This is a genomic window from Polynucleobacter sp. Latsch14-2, assembly GCF_018881925.1.
GTDB lineage: Bacteria > Pseudomonadota > Gammaproteobacteria > Burkholderiales > Burkholderiaceae > Polynucleobacter.
The window spans coordinates 1-18,326 of record NZ_JACVPL010000006.1 but is presented as its reverse complement, the minus strand read 5'-3'; the positions used below and the strand labels follow the sequence as shown (position 1 = coordinate 18,326).

Below are 18,326 nucleotides of genomic sequence, written 5' to 3'. Positions count from 1 at the left end.
AATTAGCGCTGAATTAATTCAATTTTGTAACCATCGGGGTCGGTTACAAAGGCAATAATGGTATCGCCACCCATGACGGGGCCAGCCTCTCTAGTGATGTTGCCGCCGGCTGCTTTAATTTTCTTGCATGCATCATAGGCATCCGCGACTTGAATGGCAATATGCCCATAAGCGCTACCAATATCATATGAGTCGACGCCATGGTTATAGGTTAGCTCGATTTCTGATTGGCCATCAGCATTACCTTTGCCAAAGCCAACAAAGGCTAGAGAGTACTTTTGCTCTGGGCGCTCAGTAGTTCGCAGAAGATTCATGCCCAAAATATTGATATAAAAATCAATAGAACGAGCCATATTGCCGACTCTGAGCATGGTGTGGAGAATCATCATCATTTGAATATAACCCGAATTACATGTTCATGTTGGATATGAAAAACCCAGGTCATGCCTGGGTTTGGATTGGAGGCTGCCTAGATTTATTGGACTTTTGCCTTTGCTCGAAACTTCTGCATCATCTCCGTAAATTTTGCTTTTTGCCAATTTTGATCCGAGGAAATCATTTGTTTTAATTGGTCTTTAATCTCATCAAGAGGTGGGGCCTTGACATCGCGAACATCATCCATCTTGATAATGTGCCAGCCAAATTGTGTCTTTACCGGCTTATCTGTAATTTGCCCTTTTTTCATCTGAACCATGGTTTTCGAAAATTCAGGTACCAGCGATTTATCGCTGACCCAACCGAGATCACCGCCAGTGGGTGCAGAGCCAGGGTCTTTAGATTTAACTTTGGCAATATCTTCGAAGTTTCCTCCGGCCTTAATTTGAGCTGTAATCGCTTTGGCATCTGCTTCCTTCTCAACCAAAATATGCTGAACGAGATATTCCTTGCCAGTGTACTGAGTCTTAACTGACTCATATGCGGCTTTAAGCTCAGCCTCGGTGATGCCTTCCCTTTCAACAAAATCTTGAAATACCGCAGCAACCAAAATTCCAATCCGTGACTGCTCAATTTGTTCTCTCACTGCCTCGCTTTGAGAGAGGCCGCGCTTATCGGCTTCTTGCAAAATTAATTCACGCGTTACTAGCATTTCACGCGCCTGATCGCGTATTTGTTGGTTATCAGCCTGTCCCGTTTTTTGCACTAATTTATCTAGTTGAGCCTTTGGGATCGATTTTCCATTCACAATGGCGGCGTTTTGGGCAAAAACAGGGCTTGCAATGAGGGCGGCTCCAAGTGCAGCGATGCTTAAAATTTTATGTAATGAGATCATGTCGGGGTATCAAAATGGGTTGAAAACAAATTTCTCTTGGTATTAAACACTATTTAATGAGATCTAGGCCTCGTTATTTGCTAAGGCATTGATAGTTAAGGCATGAATGTCATTTGGAATATGCCTTTGCAATGCTGCATAAACAGCCCTATGGCGGGCTACCAAACTCAATCCCTCGAATTCTGGAGTTTGTAGGGTAAGCTTGAAATGACCGCCGCCACTAGCCGCTCCAGCATGCCCTGCATGGAGGTGACTTTCATCTTCTATTAGTAACTTGGCTAGATTAAAGGCCGATCTAAGATCTTTCTCAAATTGCTTTATGCGTTCTTGATTGAGGCTCACGATGAAGGGTGCTCCATATGACGACCAAGCCAAATTCCTTGGCAAATCACAAATACGACGAGCAAGCCGGTGCTACCAAATAATTTGAAATTAACCCACACCTCTTCCGAGTACTCAAAAGCAACGTATAAATTTAGACAGCCCATCAAGAAAAAGAAGCATGCCCAAGCTAAATTTAGTTTATGCCAGACCGATTTTTCGTTCTTTTGCTTTAAGGTAATTTGTTTTCCCATCATTACCTGTATCCAGTTCTTATTAAAAAACTGTAGGCTAACGAATAGGGCGCCGGAGAAAAGCCAATAAAGTGCGGTTGGTTTTAGCTGAATAAATGTCTTGTCATGCAAGAAAATCGTTAGACTGCCAAATACAACAATCATGACTAGGCTGACCCATTGCATTGCATCAATCTTGCGATGGCGGTAGTAAACCCAAAGGATCTGCCCAACGGTTGCAATCATCGCGACAATTGTTGCTGTGTAAATATCTCCCAATTTAAAGGCGACAAAGAAAAGAATGATGGGAAAGAGGTCGAATAAAAATTTCATATGGCTATTATCCAGCTATTTGCAGCTTACTGGTCTTCTATCGATTTAGTATTAGCATTGGGCTCAAATTGTAAAGAAGCAGAGTTAATGCAGTACCTAAGGCCTGTGGGCTGTGGACCATCCTCAAAAACATGACCTAAGTGGGCATCGCAATTGCTGCAGCGAACCTCGGTGCGCAACATGCCATGAGTTGTGTCCTGGTGCTCTATGATTGCTGAGGAATTTAGTGGTGCGTTATAGCTTGGCCAACCGCAACCAGCATCAAATTTTGTATCCGAAAGAAACAGGGGGGTATCGCAACAAACGCAGCGATAGCGTCCTTTATCCCAGTGATCCCAATACTTACCCGTGAATGGACGCTCTGTAGCGGCTTCTCGGGTAACCCGATATTCAATATCGGACAGAACTTGTTTGTAGTCTTGGTTGGTTTTTTTCATTTAGGAAATAGCATTCAATTGTTTCATATTAAGAGGAGCAGCTCACAGGAATAGCTCGAACGTGATCTGCTGGCGCTTGTGAGTATTGATGGTGCTCAGGCTGTTCGCCAAAGGGGTTGCTAAGAATTTTTAGCAGTTTATGGACCTCAGAAAAATCATCCTGTTGGGCAAGTTCGATAGCACGTTGAGCTAAATGATTTCTGAGGACATACTTGGGATTTACTGTATTCATCAACGCTTGACGAGTTTCATCATCCACAGACTCTCTCGAGAGCCGGGCAAGATAATCCTGTAACCACAAATCAATAGTACCTCGATCAATAAAATGATCTCGCAATGAAATGTTAACAACTGCAGCATCCTTATCGATATCCCCCAAACTTCTGAAGAGGGAGGTGTAATCGACGCCTGAATCATGCATCAGTTGCAGTAAGCGCTCAATCAATCGTATATCCATCTCTTCGGCAGTTTGTAATCCCAATTTATCTCGGAAACCTTTTTGCCATTCCTCGGCAAAGATGATCGGGAAACTTTCTAGGGCGCTTTTTAAGAGTTCTTGCGCCTCTACGCTAGAATGATTCAATTCAACCAATGGCAGCATTGCACTTGCCAGACAGGCCATATTCCAGTGCATTATTTGTGGTTGCCGGTGGAATGCATAACGCCCAGAATGATCGCTATGATTGCAAATATGGTCGATTTGAAATTGATCTAGGAATCCAAAGGGGCCGTAGTCAATGGTAAGCCCTAGGACGCTGATGTTGTCACTATTGAGGACACCATGACAAAAACCAACGGCTTGCCATTTTGCAACGAGTGTTGCATTTTTATTCGACATGCTTTTGAATAGCTCAAGATATGGCTCAATGGAGTTATGGCATTCGGGATAGTGCTTCTCAATCAAATCATCTGCTAATTCTTTTAATCTGCCGGTATTTTCCAGTGATGAATAGTGCTCGAAATGACCAATGCGAATAAAACTAGGCGCAACTCTAGCGCAGACGGCTGCTGTCTCACGAGTTTCTCGCATGACTGACATTTTCGATCCAACCACCGCTAATGCTCTACTAGTTGGAATTCCTAGGGCGTGCATCGCCTCACTACACAAAAATTCTCTGATCGAAGAGCGCAATACGGCACGACCATCACCCATGCGAGAATAAGCGGTCTTGCCAGCACCTTTCAGTTGTAATTCTTGGCTTGCAATATCACCCAACAAAATGGCTCGCCCATCACCAAGTTGTCCAGCCCACACACCAAATTGATGTCCGCTATAAGCTGTTGCGAGAGGGTTGGAAAATTGATGAAATTCTGTTTCTAAAGAATTTCCCGCTAAAAGCTCAAGCCATTTGTGATCTGTTGGTAAATCATTGTTTGCAACTGGAATATTGATCAGTTCCGCGCAAGATTTGGAGAATGCAACCCAATAAGGATTGGAAATCTCAGAAGGGGGTGTACGGCGAGCGGCGTCGTCGCCTTGCAGTGGGAATGCCATGTTGTAGCTATTCTAGGTGGAATTCCAAATTTTCGTCAAAGGCTCTAAAATAAGTTGATGGAAAATAAAGTTCAAATCAACCCAGCCACACAGTTGGCTAACTTGGGGGAGGAATTAAATGTCCCCTTTTTGAAGCTGCTAGGCGTTCGTTTTCTCAGTGCGGAAATGGGCAAAGGAGAGATTCTTTTGGCCTTAAAGCCAGAGCACACCAATACCTGGGAGGTTGCCCATGGTGGCGTCTTATTGACCCTCATGGATGTTGCTATGGCTGTTGCTGCGCGCTCTGCAGATCCGGGCGATCGAAGCGTTGTCACAATTGAACTCAAAAATAATTTCATGCAGGCGGCCACTGGGATTTTGCGTGTCAAAGCTGACACGGTTCGCCATACCGCTACCATGGCGTTTTGTGAAGCTAAACTCTACAACGATCAGGGTGAAGTATGTTGCATGTCGACCGGAACTTTTAAGTACCTGAGGCGCTTGGTAACTCGAAATGCCAAAGGCGAGCGCGTCGTTAACGATGACTTACGAGAGTAGGCTGGCTATATTTCAAACCGCCAGGTTAGAGCCTGGTGCTGCAGTCAATGCGCCGGTCACAACATCATGACCAATGGTGCCGTTAGCATCAAACCGGCGCTCAACCATTTCAAAAGAGCCGTCTTTACGGACCCTTAAAACCGTACTTGAGCGGGTTCCGTATAAGGGGGTTTTGATAAAAGCGGGGGAGAGGGCCTTTTCCCAGTCTTTGCTGACGCCGGTGCTGGGTAATTCGTGATCACTAGCTTCGTGGGTATCAGCTAGAAGTTTTAAGTAATGGTCAGCATTTTTAAGTTCACCCTGATCCATTGCCAAAGTTTGGGCAAATGCGGCTACACGGTGATTTACTTTTGGCCAAGGCGTATCCAGCATTGCATTGGAAAGCCCATATACGCCCGGATTTAAAGCCTGCTCAGGAAATACTTTTCTGGGGCGAATATTTTGGCCCATCATCAGGCGATTGCTTACCCAGTGCATTTGAGCATCCACTGGATCGCTGATGTCTGCCATTAATAAGTTAAAGCCATTGTATTGTTGGAAGCGTTTTGCATTCGATTGAATGAATTCATTGGGACGATCCCCGCCCGTCAGGTAGAGCGAAGATAACTCACCACGGGTTCTCGCGTCTGGCTTTTTTTCACTTGGAGCGCGTACATTTGTGAGAGCTGCGAATCGCCCTGTTTTTGAAAAGCCCAGCCACGTTCCTGGGCTGCCCACTACGTCGGCTTTATCTCTGCCACCCAACACATGTGGATGATCTTCCCACCACGACATTTGCTCGGTGTCGCGCTCGTAGAATTCATCACGATTGGCAGCCACCACTAATGGATAGTCCGGGTGTGATTTCCATGCGAATAAGATCAGGCACATACGGGTAAGGGATTTATATCTCTAGTAATGGATAGGGCAGTAGGTTCATTTTTAACACAGGTCCACCCACTTCACCCAAGTGAATTTCACCATGCTCTAGCGCCTCCAATTTGCACTCTATTTGTAACTCTATGGTTTCAGGCATCAGAGGATCAACTGCTGAGAGAACAACCATACCAGCTGGCTGTGAGATGTCATCGGAGTGGAATAGTTCAGCGCCTGGTCTGCAGTTGATCGAATCCGGTTCCACTGTTGCAATACTTGCAATCTGCAGGCGCCGTTTAATTACCCCCCTATATTGACTGCGCGCAACGATTTCTTGACCTGGATAACAGCCTTTCTTGAAATCCACTCCGGCAACAGATTCAAAATTAATCATTTGCGGTACAAATTGCTCTTGGGTTGCCAGAACGATTCTAGGTATGCCGCTCAATACCTCAAGAAAATTCCATCGCATCAGTGCAATTGAATCAACTGAGGTCTCAGGTTGAATCGGCTTCGCTATTAAAAATCGCTGGACGCTTGCGTCTTGATAGGCAACATCGGGGATTCTTACTGTCAACGACTCGGCAGGATTGGTATTGAAACTAGCTTTCAATCCATACTGGCCCGAGATATGCCAAGCATCAGATACATCATTTACTTTCACCTTGGAGCGCAAGACGAACATTGCAAGCCGCTTGGCAGTACTAGCCGCGATATCTTTTGATATAAAAAGAGCGAAGCGATCCTCTCCCTCAGGAGTTTGAGGGAATAGCGCAAGCCATGCGCTAGCCAATAAGCGACCTTTGGGACTACAGTAGCCAACTAAACGAACGGCAGATTGCCCTTGAGCGATCTCACCCCTTTTTGTTCTCTCTAGGCCTAGCACTGAATTTGTTAGTTGATTATGTAAAAAGCTCGCTGCATCAGCGCCTTCAACAAATATTAGGCCCCAATCAACTAGGGGGACACACTCGCAATAGGGGCTTATTGGGGGGATTGGGGTGTTTTCGGGGGTATTTGTCTTCACGCTTTTATCATAGCCTGATGAGCAAAAAATTTCACAGAAGATCACTTTTTACCCAAAAACGAAATTCAAGGTTTGGACTCCCTTGCTTCAAAAAAATGATCCTTGCAGTAATTGTCTTCCTTGCAATGCTATATGGGGCAATATTTCTATTCCCTGTCGTTCCAAGTCAATCTAATACCTCCGATGATGTTGTTAACTACCAAGTCAAAATCAAACCTCAGTCGGGACTCGGGTCAATTGCTGATCAATTATCTGAGCAGGGATTAAGGGTCACCCCACTTTTTTTAAAGATTGGCGCAACTTCGCTACTCGTAGCGGGAAAGCTCAAGCCCGGTACTTACTTACTCGAATTGCGCGGTAGTCTGGGTAGGGTACTTATGCAGATGGCGCGGGGCGATAGATTACGAGAAAGTATTGCGATTATTCCCGGTATGACCATTTGGCAGCTCAGGGACTTGATCGATCTTCATCCATCACTGGTTCACCAGACAAAGGGGATAAGCACGAAAGAGCTTTTATTAAGCCTCAATTTGAGTTATGCGAGCGATGAGGGACTTTTTTTCCCTGATACCTATTTATTTGACCCAGATGAACCTGATATCAATATTTATCGACGATCTGCCCAAGCAATGCAAAAGCAATTGACGTTAGCATGGGAGGGAAGGGGGGTCCAAAGTCCCATAAAAACTCCCTATGAATTACTCGTTCTTGCATCAATCATTGAGAAGGAAACTGGGAGGTCATCAGATCGAGATTTAGTGGCTGCCGTGTTCACTAATCGCCTAAAGAAAGATATGCTCCTGCAAACCGATCCCACTGTTATTTATGGAATTGGGAGCAAATTCAACGGCAATCTTCGAAAAACCGACCTTCGCAAAGACAGTCCCTACAATACATATATGCGCAAAGGTTTACCACCAACCCCCATAGCTATGCCAAGTAAAGAGTCATTGCATGCCGCAGCTCACCCTTCCGATAGTGGCGCTCTATATTTCGTTGCAAAAGGTGATGGCACTAGCCACTTTTCAACCTCCTTAAGTGAGCATGATGCGGCTGTTGATCGTTATCAGCGCAAGCCTTCTCAAGACCGACCACAACTTAAGCCAGTAAAATAAGTTACAGATGATGAACATCAAGTACCCAGGATATTTTCTTAGCTTTGAAGGCATAGATGGCGCCGGAAAAAGCACGCACATTGAAGCATTTGGCAATCTTTTAAGCCAACGGTATCCCAATCGAGATGTTGTGATGACGCGCGAACCAGGTGGCACTCCTCTAGGTGAGCAATTAAGAAATTTGCTGCTAGCTGCTCCAATGAATCTTGAAACTGAAGCCTTACTCATGTTTGCTGCTCGACGCGAACATATTGCCCAAGTGATTGAGCCAGCCCTTAAAGCAGGTAAGATTGTTATCTCTGATCGCTTTACAGATGCAAGCTTTGCCTACCAAGGTGGCGGTCGAGGACTCAGCCTTAAAAAGCTTGATACTTTGGAACAATGGGTCCAAGGTAGTGAGCTTGGTACTTTGCTTCAACCGAATTTGACCATCTTGTTTGATTTACCTAGCGCCATTGCAGAGGCGCGACGCTCACAAGTGCGTGCACCCGATAAGTTTGAGCAAATGGATTTAGATTTTTTTGAGCGCGTCCGCCAGGAATATTTGCGTCGGACAAAAGATGATCCAAAACGTTTTTATATTATTAATGCAACCCAAACACGAGAAGCGATTTGGGAAGAGCTTAAATCACTTTCACTTGACATCTAAATGAACCAGAACATGATTTCTGAACTGGGTCAGTCAAAAGTCGCCCCTTGGCTTGCTCCACTTTGGAAGAGTCTAGATCTCTCGTCATTTCCCAATTCAGTTCTTTTGCATGGGCAATCCGGTATTGGTAAGTTTGAATTTTCCGTTACCCTTGCTAAGGCGTTGTTGTGTGAAAGCTCGGAAAGTCTTGACTTTAAGCCCTGCAACCATTGCGAGGCATGTCGCTGGTTTGATTCCGGCAATCACCCCGACTTTATTGCGCTGGTTCCAGAAACACATCGAAAGCGTTTGCCACACGGCGATTTTGACGTCGACGTTGAAACCCCCAAGAAATCCAAATCAGCCCGAGATGACTCCGACGGTGATGCTGTCGAAAAGAAGGAAAAGAAAAATATTTCTATCGAAGAGACCCGTAGCGCTATAGAGGGTTTATCTATTGGCTCTCATCGTGGTGGCAATCGGGTGATACTAATTTATCCATTGGAAATGTTGCGCTCAGATGCCGCTAATACTTTATTGAAATCCCTGGAAGAGCCACCGCCAAATACAATTTTCATTCTGCTAGCGGATCGTCTTGACAAGGTACTCCCTACCATCCGTTCGCGCTGTCGTTTATTAAGTGCTCCTAGGCCTGATAGGGCGTTAGGATTATCTTGGTTACATGCTCAACTTCCACGTATCGTCGGAGCGAAAGTGAGTGCGGTCGATGTTGATTCTATTTATGATGAGCACGGCGGGGCACCATATGCTGTTTTTGATTCTCTCGTTGCTAGACATAATAAGGATGAAAAAGATGAATTGATGATTGCCACTCAAGCGTCACGCCACATTCTTCAGGCTATGGCTCAAGGTGCGCGAATTAACTGGCTGGATGCCGCAGAAAAAGCTAATAAGGCTCAATTTTCCATTCTGTTGGCAACCATGCAGCGCTGGATCTCTGACGTTCAAGCAGTTATTAACGGAGCGTTGCCGCGCTATTACCCCAAGCATGAGTCAATACTGAAGACACTTTCGCAACAGACTCGCACCCCAAAACTACTGCGACTCTGGAAATCTCTACTGCTGGCTCGCCGTTCTGAAAATCATCCTTTAGCTACCCGCGTTCAGTTAGAAGCACTGCTTTCCCAATACCAACAGATATTTGAAGACTAAAATGGTGGGTTATGTTTATAGACTCTCACTGCCATCTCGATTTCCCTGAATTTCAGACCCGTCTACCAGAGGTGCTTGCCAATATGGTCGCAGCTAAGGTTAAGAATGCTCTTTGCGTTTCAGTGGATTTACCGGATTTCCCAAACGTCCTCAAGCTAGCTGAAGACTACGCCCATCTTTATGCTTCGGTCGGGGTGCATCCGGATTATGAAGATACCCCTGAGCCAAGCTTTGAGTTTCTCGTAGAAACTGCAAAGCACCCTAAAATTATTGCTATCGGCGAAACAGGTCTCGATTACTACCGAATGGGTGAACGTAGTTATGAATCCATGGAGTGGCAAAGAGAGCGCTTTAGAGTCCACATACGAGCTGCAATTGCTTCTGGTAAGCCTTTGATAATCCATACTCGCTCCGCCTCTGTTGATACACTTAAAATCCTTAAAGAAGAGGGTGCCGACAGAATAGGTGGGGTGATGCATTGCTTCACGGAGTCCTTAGAGGTCGCCAATGCAGCAATGGAGCTGGGCTTTTATATCTCCTTTTCGGGGATAGTTACATTTAAAAGCGCTAAAGACCTCCAAGAGACCTGCAGACAGGTGCCGCTCGATAGGATGCTCATAGAGACTGATTCGCCATATTTGGCACCCATTCCATATCGCGGCAAAACTAATGAACCGGCCTGGGTGGCTCAAGTTGGTCAATTTGTAGCCAGCCTGAAGGGTGTGTCTGTTGAAAATCTCGCCAATCAGACTTCAGAGAATTTTTTTAAATGTTTTCATATAGATAGAGATAAATTATGAATCTTTATCTTAAGTTATCAGCGATTCTTTTCGTTTGCCTATTTTGGTTCTCAGGGGATCTTTACAGTCAAAGCGAGGATCAAGTCACTGATTTCACAAAAGCAGCTAAATTTGATGATATTTCTGTGGTCAAGTCTATTATTAAGGCTGGCGTAAGCCCAAACCTACTCGATCCAAAGGGCAATCCAATGCTCTTTCTTGCCGTTAAGGACAACTCGTTAAAAGTCATAGATTATTTAGCTAATTTACCCAATATTGACATCAATTTAGCCAATAAAAGTGGCGAAACCCCATTAATGATCGCTTCAATCGAGGGTAATCTGCCAGTAGTCGAATTTTTAGTTTCCAACAAAAAGGCTGAAATCAATACGAATGGTTGGACGCCATTGCAATATGCGTGCACCAGAGGTAATCTAGAGACGGCGCAATTTCTAGTTGCTAATGGAGCTAAGATCAATGCTCTAAGCCCAAGCAATACAACGGCCTTAATGATGGCTGTCATGTCTGGCAATGAGTATCTTGTTAAGTTCCTATTGGATAGCGGTGCCGATTTGCGGATTCGCAATCATCAGGGCCTCACGGCTATTGATTTCGCAGTCGTATATTCAAAACCCTGGATGGAGGACGGCCTCAAATCTAGATGGCTGAAGTTATATAAAACACCGTATCCAAACTTGGAGACGCTTAACCCTAAAAATTAGCCTCATATACTAAATGCGCATAATCATTATTATGTAAAACAACAAATTAGCTCAATCAATCCAAACCAAAAGAACTATGGACTTCAGTATTTTCTCTAACCTACCCACTATTAGTACGCTGTTTTCAGAAATTAATGCAGATATGGGTAATAGCCAGATTTGGCTCATTATCGTAATGGCTTGCCTCATGCTAACGATTCATGGTGTGGCTGTACTGGGTATTGCGGGAGCGTTCCACACACTGGATTGGCACATGCAAAACAGCAGGATTTACGGGGCTAACTTTCTGTCCTATTTCATTGCAATTTTATTGATTGTGGCAAGTCATTTGGGTGAAATCGTAGCCTGGGCATATCTATGTGTGGCATTAAAGGTATTTCCAACCAATCCACAAACCTTCTATTTTGCAGGAGAGATGTATACAACCGTTGGCTATGGTAATTACAGCCTGTCTGAGCATTGGCGGATACTGCCAATTATTATTTCATTTTCAGGCATCTTTGCAGTGTCCATGTCAGGAGCGGCAATGTATTCGATGATGGGAACCCTGCTGAGTCGCCCAAACCCGAAGAGACAGATCGAAACAGATGTTGTAACAGACTAAGTTAACTGGGTTTTATGGGGTTCTTTTGCTTAAAGACAAGCTCAAGGACCCTACCGCTGGCCTCTTGAGATCGAATTCTGCCGGGAAGCCACTCTAGGTCTTTTGCAAGCCAAATATCAACCTGGCGTTTATAGGGGTCACTTTCACGCTGAATCAAGGTGTAGCGCCGCAATGTTGCCTTTCCAAGGCTGGGCACATCATCAGAAACGGTCTCACCAAAGCTTTTAAATTGCCACATATCTAGGGTGTTGTAATCCACAACTGGAAGGGCGCGAATGCTACCGGCCTCATCAATGCTCCCGTCGCCATTTAATAGCGAGGCGAATTGAAACATTAAGCTAAAGCGATCCTGCGTACCCGGCAAAAGGTCTGGCGTGAAGTCAGGCTTTTCAGAGAAGAACATTTTCCCTCCCCCTTTTTCATCCCTGTCAAACCGAGAATAGCGAGGTGCGTTTGTACCCCGTTGCGTCCAGTAGATTGTGGGTGCTAAACCGTAAGAATCTACGCTGCCGCTGGATTCAAATACGAATGGCCCAATAAAGGCATACGGTATGTTGACGTAGAGGCGATATTGATTGCCTTCAGTAACCCAACTCAATTCGCCGGTTTGGTATTTCTGCCCATCTACATAGGCGTCGTAGTAGAGAGTTCCGGACTCAGGCAATCGAAAAGCTTGACCTTGCTGATCAATACTACCGCCCTGCTCTGCGCTTGATGTACTCGTATTTTCAATGCCAGCCACATTGGATATAGAGGCTTTCCTTTTAAATGTTTTAGCCATTGTAATTTTCCGTAACGGCTCTGGCACTAAATCTGTTTTGATGATGAAATCATCAGAGCTAGCAATAGGTAAAGAAGGGGCGAATAAAGGCACTCCAAAGAACAGGACAAAATGCCCAATGATAGAAATAATTAAAGCCGCAAAAATAATATGCAGAGACTGATTGCTGGGGGATTTTTTATTCACCTCTAAACCCAGTAGCAAAAAAGCTTTAAGACTTTTCTTGCGTTGAAGCGCTAGGCCGAATAAATTTTAGAACTTCAGGCAGGTATTTTGCATAGTCAGAAATTCCATGGTCACCACCATCCAATACGAGGTGGTGAGCGCCTGGATAAAAATTAACCATCTCTTTCCAGCTAAGTAATTCATCGCCTTTGGCGGCCATTAAAAAATATCTCGAAGGTTGTGTAACCGCTTCAATCTGGAGCGCGCTCAATTCGTCAATGTATTCAGGTCGAAAATCAAAAGGCTCTTCACTGTCGTAGGCAGTCATCATGCCAACATGCGGCGCCAGCTCTTTTGGAGCCCTTACTGCAGGATTTAAAGTAACCGCTTTGCACCCGTATTTTTCCGCCAGAAAGTTTGCATAGAATCCGCCAAGTGATGAACCAACAACAACCATTTCATCTGCTGTTGATTGGTCAATATGTTTCATAACCATTTCCATACTGGCTTTTGGTGACGCCAGTAATTGTGGGCAATACCATTCAATAGGATGTTTTAGGCTTGAAAGTTTTTTGAGGGCCTCTCCAGTCATAACAGCCTTGCTTGACTGCGGCGATGATCGAAATCCATGTAGATACACAACCAGCAAGGATGTCATGTTTTAAGCCTTTTGACCAATTTCATAATTTGCCATCATCTCAAGGGCCTTAGCCATTGCGGAATGATCCCACGCCCTACCGCCGTGGGCTACACAAGAATTAAATAACTCTTGAGCGGTGGCGGTATTTGGTAGCGAGACTCCCAACGCCCGTGCGCTATTAAGTGCAAGATTTAAGTCTTTTTGATGTAACTCAATTCTAAAGCCTGGGTCAAACGTACGCTTGACCATGCGATCACCGTGAACTTCCAAAATTTTAGAGCCAGCAAAGCCCCCCATTAGCGCCTGACGAACTTTTGCAGGATCAGCGCCAGCTTTAGATGCAAACAACAGTGCCTCGGCAACAGCCTCGATGTTTAAGGCGACGATAATTTGATTAGCCACCTTTGCAGTTTGGCCATCGCCATTGCCGCCAACCAAATTAATATTCTTCCCCATCAACTCAAAAATGGGTTTAATCTTTTCAAAGATTTTTTCATCACCGCCCACCATAATGGAGAGGGTAGCATTTTTAGCGCCGACTTCACCACCCGAAACTGGTGCGTCAAGGTAGTCGCAACCAAGTGCATTGATTTTCTTAGCGAAATCTTTAGTGGCAATGGGAGAAATCGAGCTCATATCGACAACGACTTTGCCCTTGGATAAGCCTGATTCTATGCCATTCTCACCAAAGAGAACCCGCTCAACATCAGGGGTGTCGGGTACCATGATAATGACAACATCGGCCTTATTTGCGACCTCGGCAGCGTTAGCACATTGAATTGCGGTAGATTGCGCTATTTCTGGGGCAACTTTGCTTCGGGTGTACACAAAAACCTCGAAGCCTGCCTTAATTAATTGGCTCGCCATCGGTGCACCCATGATTCCAAGTCCAACAAATCCAAGTTTTAATTTAGAAGTCATTTTTTGCCTCAGTTTTTTTAAATAATAAGCGCTCATGTTAACAAAATAAGCCGCTTTGGCACCCGAGGCTAAGATTGAAACTAAGCACTTATAGCCGGCAAAATTACGCTAATATGGTTATGTCCTCTTTTTTATGGAAAACAAGCTCATGAAATATACGCAAATCGCCCTTCTCGCCGCGGTTCTAGCATCGAACTCGGTAATGCCTTTAGCTCAAACTAAACCGACTGAAAAGCCTATGGTCATCGACGCCGCAGTGACTCGCAATAATTACCAGCTATACGAAGGTGATGTAATCAACGTCGATAAAAAAACGCGCACCATTATCTTTAAAAATAAAGAAGGTGAAACCAAGTTTGTTGCTGGCCCTGATATAACTAATTTTTCCCAGATTAAAAAAGGGGATCATTTGAGTGTGAGTTATGAGCTGGCGGTTGCTATCGAGCTAATCAAAACAAAAAGCACCGGCATTCGCAGCAAGGTTGAGACTGAGTCTGTTACAAAATCAAAGTCAGGCGACATACCATCTGAAAAAATTTCCAATACAACAACTATCATTGCAGACATTGTTGGAGTAGACCGCGATAAAAAATTAGTCTCCGTCAAAGGGCCAAGCGGTAAGGTAACAACCGTATTGGTTAAAAACGCCAATCTGTTAAACGATGTTGCCGTTGGTGAGCAGGTAAAGGTTGTCTACTCTGATGCAATGGCTGCATCGATTACTACGCCAAAGAAGTGATTGTCTAAAAATGCCTAGATGAACTCTTAATGAGGGATTGCGTTTATTGCTGAAGGCAACATCACTTCTTTTGTTTCGCTGGCATGGGTGCTACTTGGGTTGGGTTACTTGTAGGTTTTGGCGGGGACGCAGGGTTTGCACTTGGCGGCATAGGTTTTGCAGGAGTTGCAGCTGCAGAGGTAGGTGAGGCAGCTGACCCTACTGGTGTCTTGGGAAAAAGGTCGGTGCCAAAGCCTGCTCCAAAAACAGAGTAAGGCAAGACACAAGCTATGAGTCCAAATAATAAAATCATTGAGGTATTTTGACACAAAACCTAAGTGCTTTGTGCATCTAATTTATTGATATTTATCAATAAATTATAATTTTAGCGCATTATGACCTTAAACCTCAGCCGAAGACTGGGCTTTTTTAAGTTTATAGCTGGTTTGGGCCAGTAACCGATACCGACTATCACTTACTCTGGTTAGCAAAACTGCCTTGTAACGCTCGCGTTGAAGCCACTCGATAATTCCGACCGCCACTACCGCAATAGAAATATACGACAGAAAAACAAACGCATCCTGTGGGGTTGGCAGATCATAGGAGTCGAATGGCGGGACAAAGAAGTAAAAAGAGAGAGGAATAGATAGAGTAATAGTTAACAAACTGGGGACAAGTCCAAACTTAAGAGCAATGATGATGGTATTAACGATAAAGAATGTCATGGGAAGATTTCCCTGCAGAAATGCATGCATACTGTAACGAACACAGAAGGCCAAGAACACACCCAAAATAGCGTATAAATAGCCTTTATAGCCTATTGGAGCCCAGCATTTCACATTTTTAGTCTGCATCAGTAATAATCCAGTTAATCATAATTTAATTCAACAGCAAATCAATCTATAGCTCTATGATGACAGTAAATTTAGAACAACAAGAGCATTTCGAGGCATTCTATCAAGGTCATACTGGGCATGCTGTAATTTTACTCCCGGGCTTATGTGGCTCAGAGCTTGAATTGGGAGCCATTCCTCGTCTCATTAAACAATCAGGTCATAGTGTAATTATTCCGCGTATTCTTGGGTATTCGGCACATACCGGCATTACAAGCTACTCATCATGGATTGAAACTATTGATGTTTTGGTCCAAAGCATGCTGAAATCTCATTCAAGTGTTTCATTGGTTGGACTTAGCATGGGGGCTACCCTTTGCCTTGCTGTTGCACAACAAAACCAGAGCATCCAAAGCCTGGTGCTTCTGTCCCCGGTTTTGGCGTTTGATGGTTGGGCCATTCCTTGGTACCATCCCCTCCTTTCCATTGTCTACAAACTTGGCATTCGTAACTGGGTTTACAGGGAGGGACCTCCTTATGGAGTAAAAAATCATGAATTACGTCGCCGCATAGAAAATGCTGTAAAGGCCAATAAAGTCAGTGAATTGGGTGCAGCGCATCTGCCAGCTAAACACCTCTACCAATCACTGCGACTAGTCTCAACCGCAAAAAGGAATCTATTTGACGTTGTATCTGATTTCTTAATCATCCACTCAATAAACGATGAAACTGCATCACCTAAAAATCCCGATATGATTCTGCAGCAAGCTTCGTCGGAAACCAAAAGAATCATCTGGCTTAGTGACTGCTACCACATTATCACCGTAGATAACGAACGAGAAATTGTTGTGAACGAGACCAATAATTTTATCAATCAGATCTTGGACAAAGTTCAATCCCAAAGTGTGCACGATACCGATAATATTGGTTTGGTAATCAAAGATCGGAACCGAGATTGAACATGACTTTCAGAGCGGCTCATGTTCTTCCTCTGTTATTTTCAGTTTGCATCTTAATGGGCTCAACAGAGATTCACGCACAGTTGCTCCCGACTTTTCAAGCTAAAGGGGTAGCGTATAAGGGTATTGAGTTAGCCAACTACATTTCGGAGCTCAACGAATCTAACAGTACTTTACAAATGCGAAAACTAGGCTTAGGCTCAGCATCAGCATACGCACAACAAGCGGGAATGCCTTATCTAAGCCCAACAATTACCTATGCGCGCGGTAGTATGTATACGCAGGCCCCTTACACTGGGTATACAAATCCATCCTCCAATACGCTTGGTGCTACGGTGACCATTGAAGGCTGGGGGAAGCGATCCGCCAGAGAGGCCCAAGCAATAGCTGATGCAAACCGCTTGAGCGCAGAAATGGTGGTTGAAACAAAATCTATAGAAACCGAAGCGATCTTCACCTATATAGACGCTCTTCGGACGAAACTACTTTGGCAGTCTTATCAGCAAGCAATCATGACTTTAGATAAATTCAAGGAGCCTATTGCTAAGCAGCGCCAGGTTGATTTTCGGTCGTCACAAAAAACATTATCCAATGACTTGCAGTACTTTTCGTATAGCTTGGTTAATTATCTAGGAAAGCAAGATGGCACCTTACCTTTGCCTCTTGGCAACCTAAATATAGCTCCAAGAAACTTTAACGTTACCGAATTAATTGAGGGTGCCCATGAAAAAAGAGTTGATATTGCATCTACCAAAGCTGCTATTGAGGTAGCAAATGCAAACTTAGAGGTAGTAAAGGCCAGTAAAAATATCGACTTCAACCCTGGCTTGTATTACACCGAAACACCCCCCTATGCCAACAGCGGTACAAACTATGGTGCGCAAAAGTCTTTTAGCTTTTTGGTATCTATTCCCCTTGCAAATAACTTATTTCATGATGCAGATATTGTTGGCGCTGCAAGTAATCAGGCTCAACAGGAAATTAACCTTCAAGCAACAAAAACCAAGGCTGCTGTTGAAATTAATCAAACATACTTGCAGTACCAATCTGCAAAAGAGCGTTTAGCAACAGCAGATAAAGCATATCAGCAAGCAAAGACACATTCCTCCCAGAGTATTGATGGTAGCCTCAAGTTCCATGATGCTGAAGTTGAATTATTTGATGCTCGTACCGTTCATGCTAAAACTCTGATACTCTTGTTTAGACTGAGTGGCAATTTTGATTTACCTTCTCTAAATTGAGGTTCTCATGCAATATTTAATATTTAAGTTGGCCTTAACGCTTGGCTTCATCGTCTGTGCCGCAAGCAGTTTTGCAGTCACCGCTATCCCTACCCCAATAGTCGCAAGCACAACAAAAAAAGTAACAACATCAGCTTCCAAGGCTCCAACCGCTTCGCCGATAATTCAGCAGAGTATTACCAAGGCTGCATCAACATCCAAGGCTAGCACTAACCAATCCTCGACAAAACCCCCTTCCGCCAATATGTTGTTAAATAAGCCGGTAGTAGGTAATTTAAATGGAGTTGATAGAAAAAATACTATCGGGAATTCAGGAAGAACCGCTAGTCCTACAGACGGATCTGATTTGATTACGTCCACGCCAACTCAAAACTAAAGCGATTCGACTCTCAAAAAGAAAAAAGGCCCAATATGAACTGACCCACAAAAGTTGGACACCCAATCCAACTCAACAGGGTCAGTCTCATGTCCAAATACAGCAAAGAGTTCAAGCTAGTAGTCATTGAGCATTACCTCTCCGGTAGGGGTGGTTTTAAAAC

At 44.3% G+C, this 18,326-nt stretch carries 24 protein-coding genes; 11 read left to right on the top strand and 13 right to left on the bottom strand.

The window, feature by feature from the left end:
- Positions 1 to 2 precede the first annotated feature (2 nt).
- The 6 genes from gloA to ICN46_RS06680 all read right to left on the bottom strand — a co-directional run bounded on the left by gloA (position 3) and on the right by ICN46_RS06680 (position 4,089).
- Positions 3 to 389, bottom strand: coding sequence for a lactoylglutathione lyase (gene gloA / locus ICN46_RS06705; protein WP_216206620.1), 387 nt, complete (start codon positions 387 to 389; stop codon positions 3 to 5).
- 86 nt (positions 390 to 475) lie between these two features.
- Positions 476 to 1,270, bottom strand: coding sequence for a peptidylprolyl isomerase (locus ICN46_RS06700; RefSeq protein ID WP_216206315.1), 795 nt, complete (start codon positions 1,268 to 1,270; stop codon positions 476 to 478).
- A gap of 63 nt (positions 1,271 to 1,333) precedes the next feature.
- Positions 1,334 to 1,612 (bottom strand): BolA family protein, encoded by a 279-nt coding sequence (locus ICN46_RS06695; RefSeq protein ID WP_216206313.1) that lies wholly within the window; start codon positions 1,610 to 1,612, stop codon positions 1,334 to 1,336.
- A complete protein-coding gene (locus tag ICN46_RS06690; RefSeq protein WP_216206311.1) occupies positions 1,609 to 2,157 on the bottom strand; it encodes a septation protein A in 549 nt (182 codons plus the stop codon). Before ICN46_RS06690 ends, ICN46_RS06695 begins: the two co-directional genes overlap by 4 nt.
- A 26-nt stretch (positions 2,158 to 2,183) precedes the next feature.
- Entirely contained in the window at positions 2,184 to 2,594 is a 411-nt protein-coding gene (gene msrB, locus ICN46_RS06685) for a peptide-methionine (R)-S-oxide reductase MsrB (protein WP_216206309.1), read from the bottom strand.
- 28 nt (positions 2,595 to 2,622) lie between these two features.
- A complete protein-coding gene (locus ICN46_RS06680) occupies positions 2,623 to 4,089 on the bottom strand; it encodes a protein adenylyltransferase SelO (RefSeq protein WP_216206307.1) in 1,467 nt (488 codons plus the stop codon).
- Between the two features lie 57 nt (positions 4,090 to 4,146).
- On the opposite strand from ICN46_RS06680, the gene ICN46_RS06675 reads away from it, so the two are divergent.
- Positions 4,147 to 4,626 (top strand): PaaI family thioesterase, encoded by a 480-nt coding sequence (locus ICN46_RS06675; RefSeq protein ID WP_216206304.1) that lies wholly within the window; start codon positions 4,147 to 4,149, stop codon positions 4,624 to 4,626.
- 12 nt (positions 4,627 to 4,638) lie between these two features.
- On the opposite strand, the gene ICN46_RS06670 is transcribed toward ICN46_RS06675, so the two are convergent.
- Complete coding sequence (locus ICN46_RS06670) at positions 4,639 to 5,496, bottom strand: NRDE family protein (RefSeq protein ID WP_216206301.1); 858 nt, start codon at positions 5,494 to 5,496, stop codon at positions 4,639 to 4,641.
- Between the two features lie 13 nt (positions 5,497 to 5,509).
- Positions 5,510 to 6,508 (bottom strand): CAF17-like 4Fe-4S cluster assembly/insertion protein YgfZ, encoded by a 999-nt coding sequence (ygfZ, locus tag ICN46_RS12145; protein WP_370625490.1) that lies wholly within the window; start codon positions 6,506 to 6,508, stop codon positions 5,510 to 5,512.
- A gap of 95 nt (positions 6,509 to 6,603) precedes the next feature.
- On the opposite strand from ygfZ, the gene mltG reads away from it, so the two are divergent.
- From mltG to ICN46_RS06635, 6 genes are all read left to right on the top strand, one after another.
- Entirely contained in the window at positions 6,604 to 7,623 is a 1,020-nt protein-coding gene (gene mltG, locus ICN46_RS06660; protein WP_255538776.1) for an endolytic transglycosylase MltG, read from the top strand.
- Positions 7,624 to 7,630: 7 nt separating this feature from the next.
- Entirely contained in the window at positions 7,631 to 8,272 is a 642-nt protein-coding gene (tmk, locus tag ICN46_RS06655; RefSeq protein ID WP_524538594.1) for a dTMP kinase, read from the top strand.
- Positions 8,273 to 9,424, top strand: a complete 1,152-nt coding sequence (locus ICN46_RS06650) for a DNA polymerase III delta subunit-related protein (protein ID WP_216206292.1) — start codon at positions 8,273 to 8,275, stop codon at positions 9,422 to 9,424.
- An 11-nt stretch (positions 9,425 to 9,435) separates the two neighbouring features.
- Positions 9,436 to 10,224 carry a TatD family hydrolase gene (locus tag ICN46_RS06645; protein WP_216206289.1) on the top strand — a complete coding sequence of 263 codons (789 nt, stop codon included), beginning with the start codon at positions 9,436 to 9,438 and terminating at the stop codon, positions 10,222 to 10,224.
- Positions 10,221 to 10,925, top strand: a complete 705-nt coding sequence (locus ICN46_RS06640) for an ankyrin repeat domain-containing protein (protein WP_216206287.1) — start codon at positions 10,221 to 10,223, stop codon at positions 10,923 to 10,925. The genes ICN46_RS06645 and ICN46_RS06640 overlap by 4 nt, the downstream gene beginning before the upstream one ends.
- Positions 10,926 to 11,001: 76 nt before the next feature.
- Positions 11,002 to 11,529, top strand: coding sequence for an ion channel (locus tag ICN46_RS06635; protein WP_216206284.1), 528 nt, complete (start codon positions 11,002 to 11,004; stop codon positions 11,527 to 11,529).
- 1 nt (position 11,530) lies between these two features.
- Here ICN46_RS06635 and ICN46_RS06630 read toward each other — a convergent pair whose 3' ends face one another.
- The 3 genes from ICN46_RS06630 to glxR are packed head-to-tail and all read right to left on the bottom strand — an operon-like array spanning position 11,531 to position 14,072.
- Positions 11,531 to 12,496, bottom strand: a complete 966-nt coding sequence (locus ICN46_RS06630) for a DUF3108 domain-containing protein (RefSeq protein WP_216206281.1) — start codon at positions 12,494 to 12,496, stop codon at positions 11,531 to 11,533.
- Positions 12,497 to 12,521: 25 nt separating this feature from the next.
- Positions 12,522 to 13,133, bottom strand: coding sequence for a YqiA/YcfP family alpha/beta fold hydrolase (locus ICN46_RS06625; protein ID WP_216206280.1), 612 nt, complete (start codon positions 13,131 to 13,133; stop codon positions 12,522 to 12,524).
- A 3-nt stretch (positions 13,134 to 13,136) separates the two neighbouring features.
- Positions 13,137 to 14,072, bottom strand: a complete 936-nt coding sequence (glxR, locus tag ICN46_RS06620; RefSeq protein ID WP_216206277.1) for a 2-hydroxy-3-oxopropionate reductase — start codon at positions 14,070 to 14,072, stop codon at positions 13,137 to 13,139.
- 112 nt (positions 14,073 to 14,184) lie between these two features.
- On the opposite strand from glxR, the gene ICN46_RS06615 reads away from it, so the two are divergent.
- Complete coding sequence (locus ICN46_RS06615) at positions 14,185 to 14,775, top strand: hypothetical protein (protein ID WP_216206275.1); 591 nt, start codon at positions 14,185 to 14,187, stop codon at positions 14,773 to 14,775.
- 61 nt (positions 14,776 to 14,836) lie between these two features.
- Here ICN46_RS06615 and ICN46_RS06610 read toward each other — a convergent pair whose 3' ends face one another.
- Both ICN46_RS06610 and ICN46_RS06605 read right to left on the bottom strand, forming a co-directional pair.
- Positions 14,837 to 15,067, bottom strand: a complete 231-nt coding sequence (locus ICN46_RS06610; RefSeq protein ID WP_216206272.1) for a hypothetical protein — start codon at positions 15,065 to 15,067, stop codon at positions 14,837 to 14,839.
- Between the two features lie 88 nt (positions 15,068 to 15,155).
- A complete protein-coding gene (locus ICN46_RS06605) occupies positions 15,156 to 15,608 on the bottom strand; it encodes a DUF4118 domain-containing protein (RefSeq protein ID WP_216206269.1) in 453 nt (150 codons plus the stop codon).
- 59 nt (positions 15,609 to 15,667) lie between these two features.
- Here ICN46_RS06605 and ICN46_RS06600 point away from each other — a divergent pair, with 59 nt between their 5' ends.
- The 3 genes from ICN46_RS06600 to ICN46_RS06590 are packed head-to-tail and all read left to right on the top strand — an operon-like array spanning position 15,668 to position 18,163.
- A complete protein-coding gene (locus tag ICN46_RS06600) occupies positions 15,668 to 16,546 on the top strand; it encodes an alpha/beta hydrolase (protein ID WP_216206266.1) in 879 nt (292 codons plus the stop codon).
- Positions 16,547 to 16,548: 2 nt separating this feature from the next.
- On the top strand, positions 16,549 to 17,787 hold the full coding sequence (locus tag ICN46_RS06595) for a TolC family protein (RefSeq protein ID WP_216206264.1): 1,239 nt from the start codon (positions 16,549 to 16,551) through the stop codon (positions 17,785 to 17,787).
- A gap of 7 nt (positions 17,788 to 17,794) precedes the next feature.
- A complete protein-coding gene (locus ICN46_RS06590) occupies positions 17,795 to 18,163 on the top strand; it encodes a hypothetical protein (RefSeq protein ID WP_216206261.1) in 369 nt (122 codons plus the stop codon).
- Positions 18,164 to 18,326: the final 163 nt, after the last annotated feature.

Coding starts and splice junctions, on each gene's coding strand:
- gloA (WP_216206620.1), bottom strand. CDS start 389: ATGATGATTCTCCACACCATGCTCAGAGTCGGCAATATGGCTCGTTCT.
- ICN46_RS06700 (WP_216206315.1), bottom strand. CDS start 1,270: ATGATCTCATTACATAAAATTTTAAGCATCGCTGCACTTGGAGCCGCC.
- ICN46_RS06690 (WP_216206311.1), bottom strand. CDS start 2,157: ATGAAATTTTTATTCGACCTCTTTCCCATCATTCTTTTCTTTGTCGCC.
- msrB (WP_216206309.1), bottom strand. CDS start 2,594: ATGAAAAAAACCAACCAAGACTACAAACAAGTTCTGTCCGATATTGAA.
- ICN46_RS06680 (WP_216206307.1), bottom strand. CDS start 4,089: ATGGCATTCCCACTGCAAGGCGACGACGCCGCTCGCCGTACACCCCCT.
- ICN46_RS06675 (WP_216206304.1), top strand. CDS start 4,147: ATGGAAAATAAAGTTCAAATCAACCCAGCCACACAGTTGGCTAACTTG.
- ICN46_RS06670 (WP_216206301.1), bottom strand. CDS start 5,496: ATGTGCCTGATCTTATTCGCATGGAAATCACACCCGGACTATCCATTA.
- mltG (WP_255538776.1), top strand. CDS start 6,604: ATGATCCTTGCAGTAATTGTCTTCCTTGCAATGCTATATGGGGCAATA.
- tmk (WP_524538594.1), top strand. CDS start 7,631: ATGATGAACATCAAGTACCCAGGATATTTTCTTAGCTTTGAAGGCATA.
- ICN46_RS06650 (WP_216206292.1), top strand. CDS start 8,273: ATGAACCAGAACATGATTTCTGAACTGGGTCAGTCAAAAGTCGCCCCT.
- ICN46_RS06645 (WP_216206289.1), top strand. CDS start 9,436: ATGTTTATAGACTCTCACTGCCATCTCGATTTCCCTGAATTTCAGACC.
- ICN46_RS06640 (WP_216206287.1), top strand. CDS start 10,221: ATGAATCTTTATCTTAAGTTATCAGCGATTCTTTTCGTTTGCCTATTT.
- ICN46_RS06635 (WP_216206284.1), top strand. CDS start 11,002: ATGGACTTCAGTATTTTCTCTAACCTACCCACTATTAGTACGCTGTTT.
- ICN46_RS06625 (WP_216206280.1), bottom strand. CDS start 13,133: ATGACATCCTTGCTGGTTGTGTATCTACATGGATTTCGATCATCGCCG.
- glxR (WP_216206277.1), bottom strand. CDS start 14,072: ATGAGCGCTTATTATTTAAAAAAACTGAGGCAAAAAATGACTTCTAAA.
- ICN46_RS06615 (WP_216206275.1), top strand. CDS start 14,185: ATGAAATATACGCAAATCGCCCTTCTCGCCGCGGTTCTAGCATCGAAC.
- ICN46_RS06610 (WP_216206272.1), bottom strand. CDS start 15,067: ATGATTTTATTATTTGGACTCATAGCTTGTGTCTTGCCTTACTCTGTT.
- ICN46_RS06605 (WP_216206269.1), bottom strand. CDS start 15,608: ATGCAGACTAAAAATGTGAAATGCTGGGCTCCAATAGGCTATAAAGGC.
- ICN46_RS06600 (WP_216206266.1), top strand. CDS start 15,668: ATGACAGTAAATTTAGAACAACAAGAGCATTTCGAGGCATTCTATCAA.
- ICN46_RS06595 (WP_216206264.1), top strand. CDS start 16,549: ATGACTTTCAGAGCGGCTCATGTTCTTCCTCTGTTATTTTCAGTTTGC.
- ICN46_RS06590 (WP_216206261.1), top strand. CDS start 17,795: ATGCAATATTTAATATTTAAGTTGGCCTTAACGCTTGGCTTCATCGTC.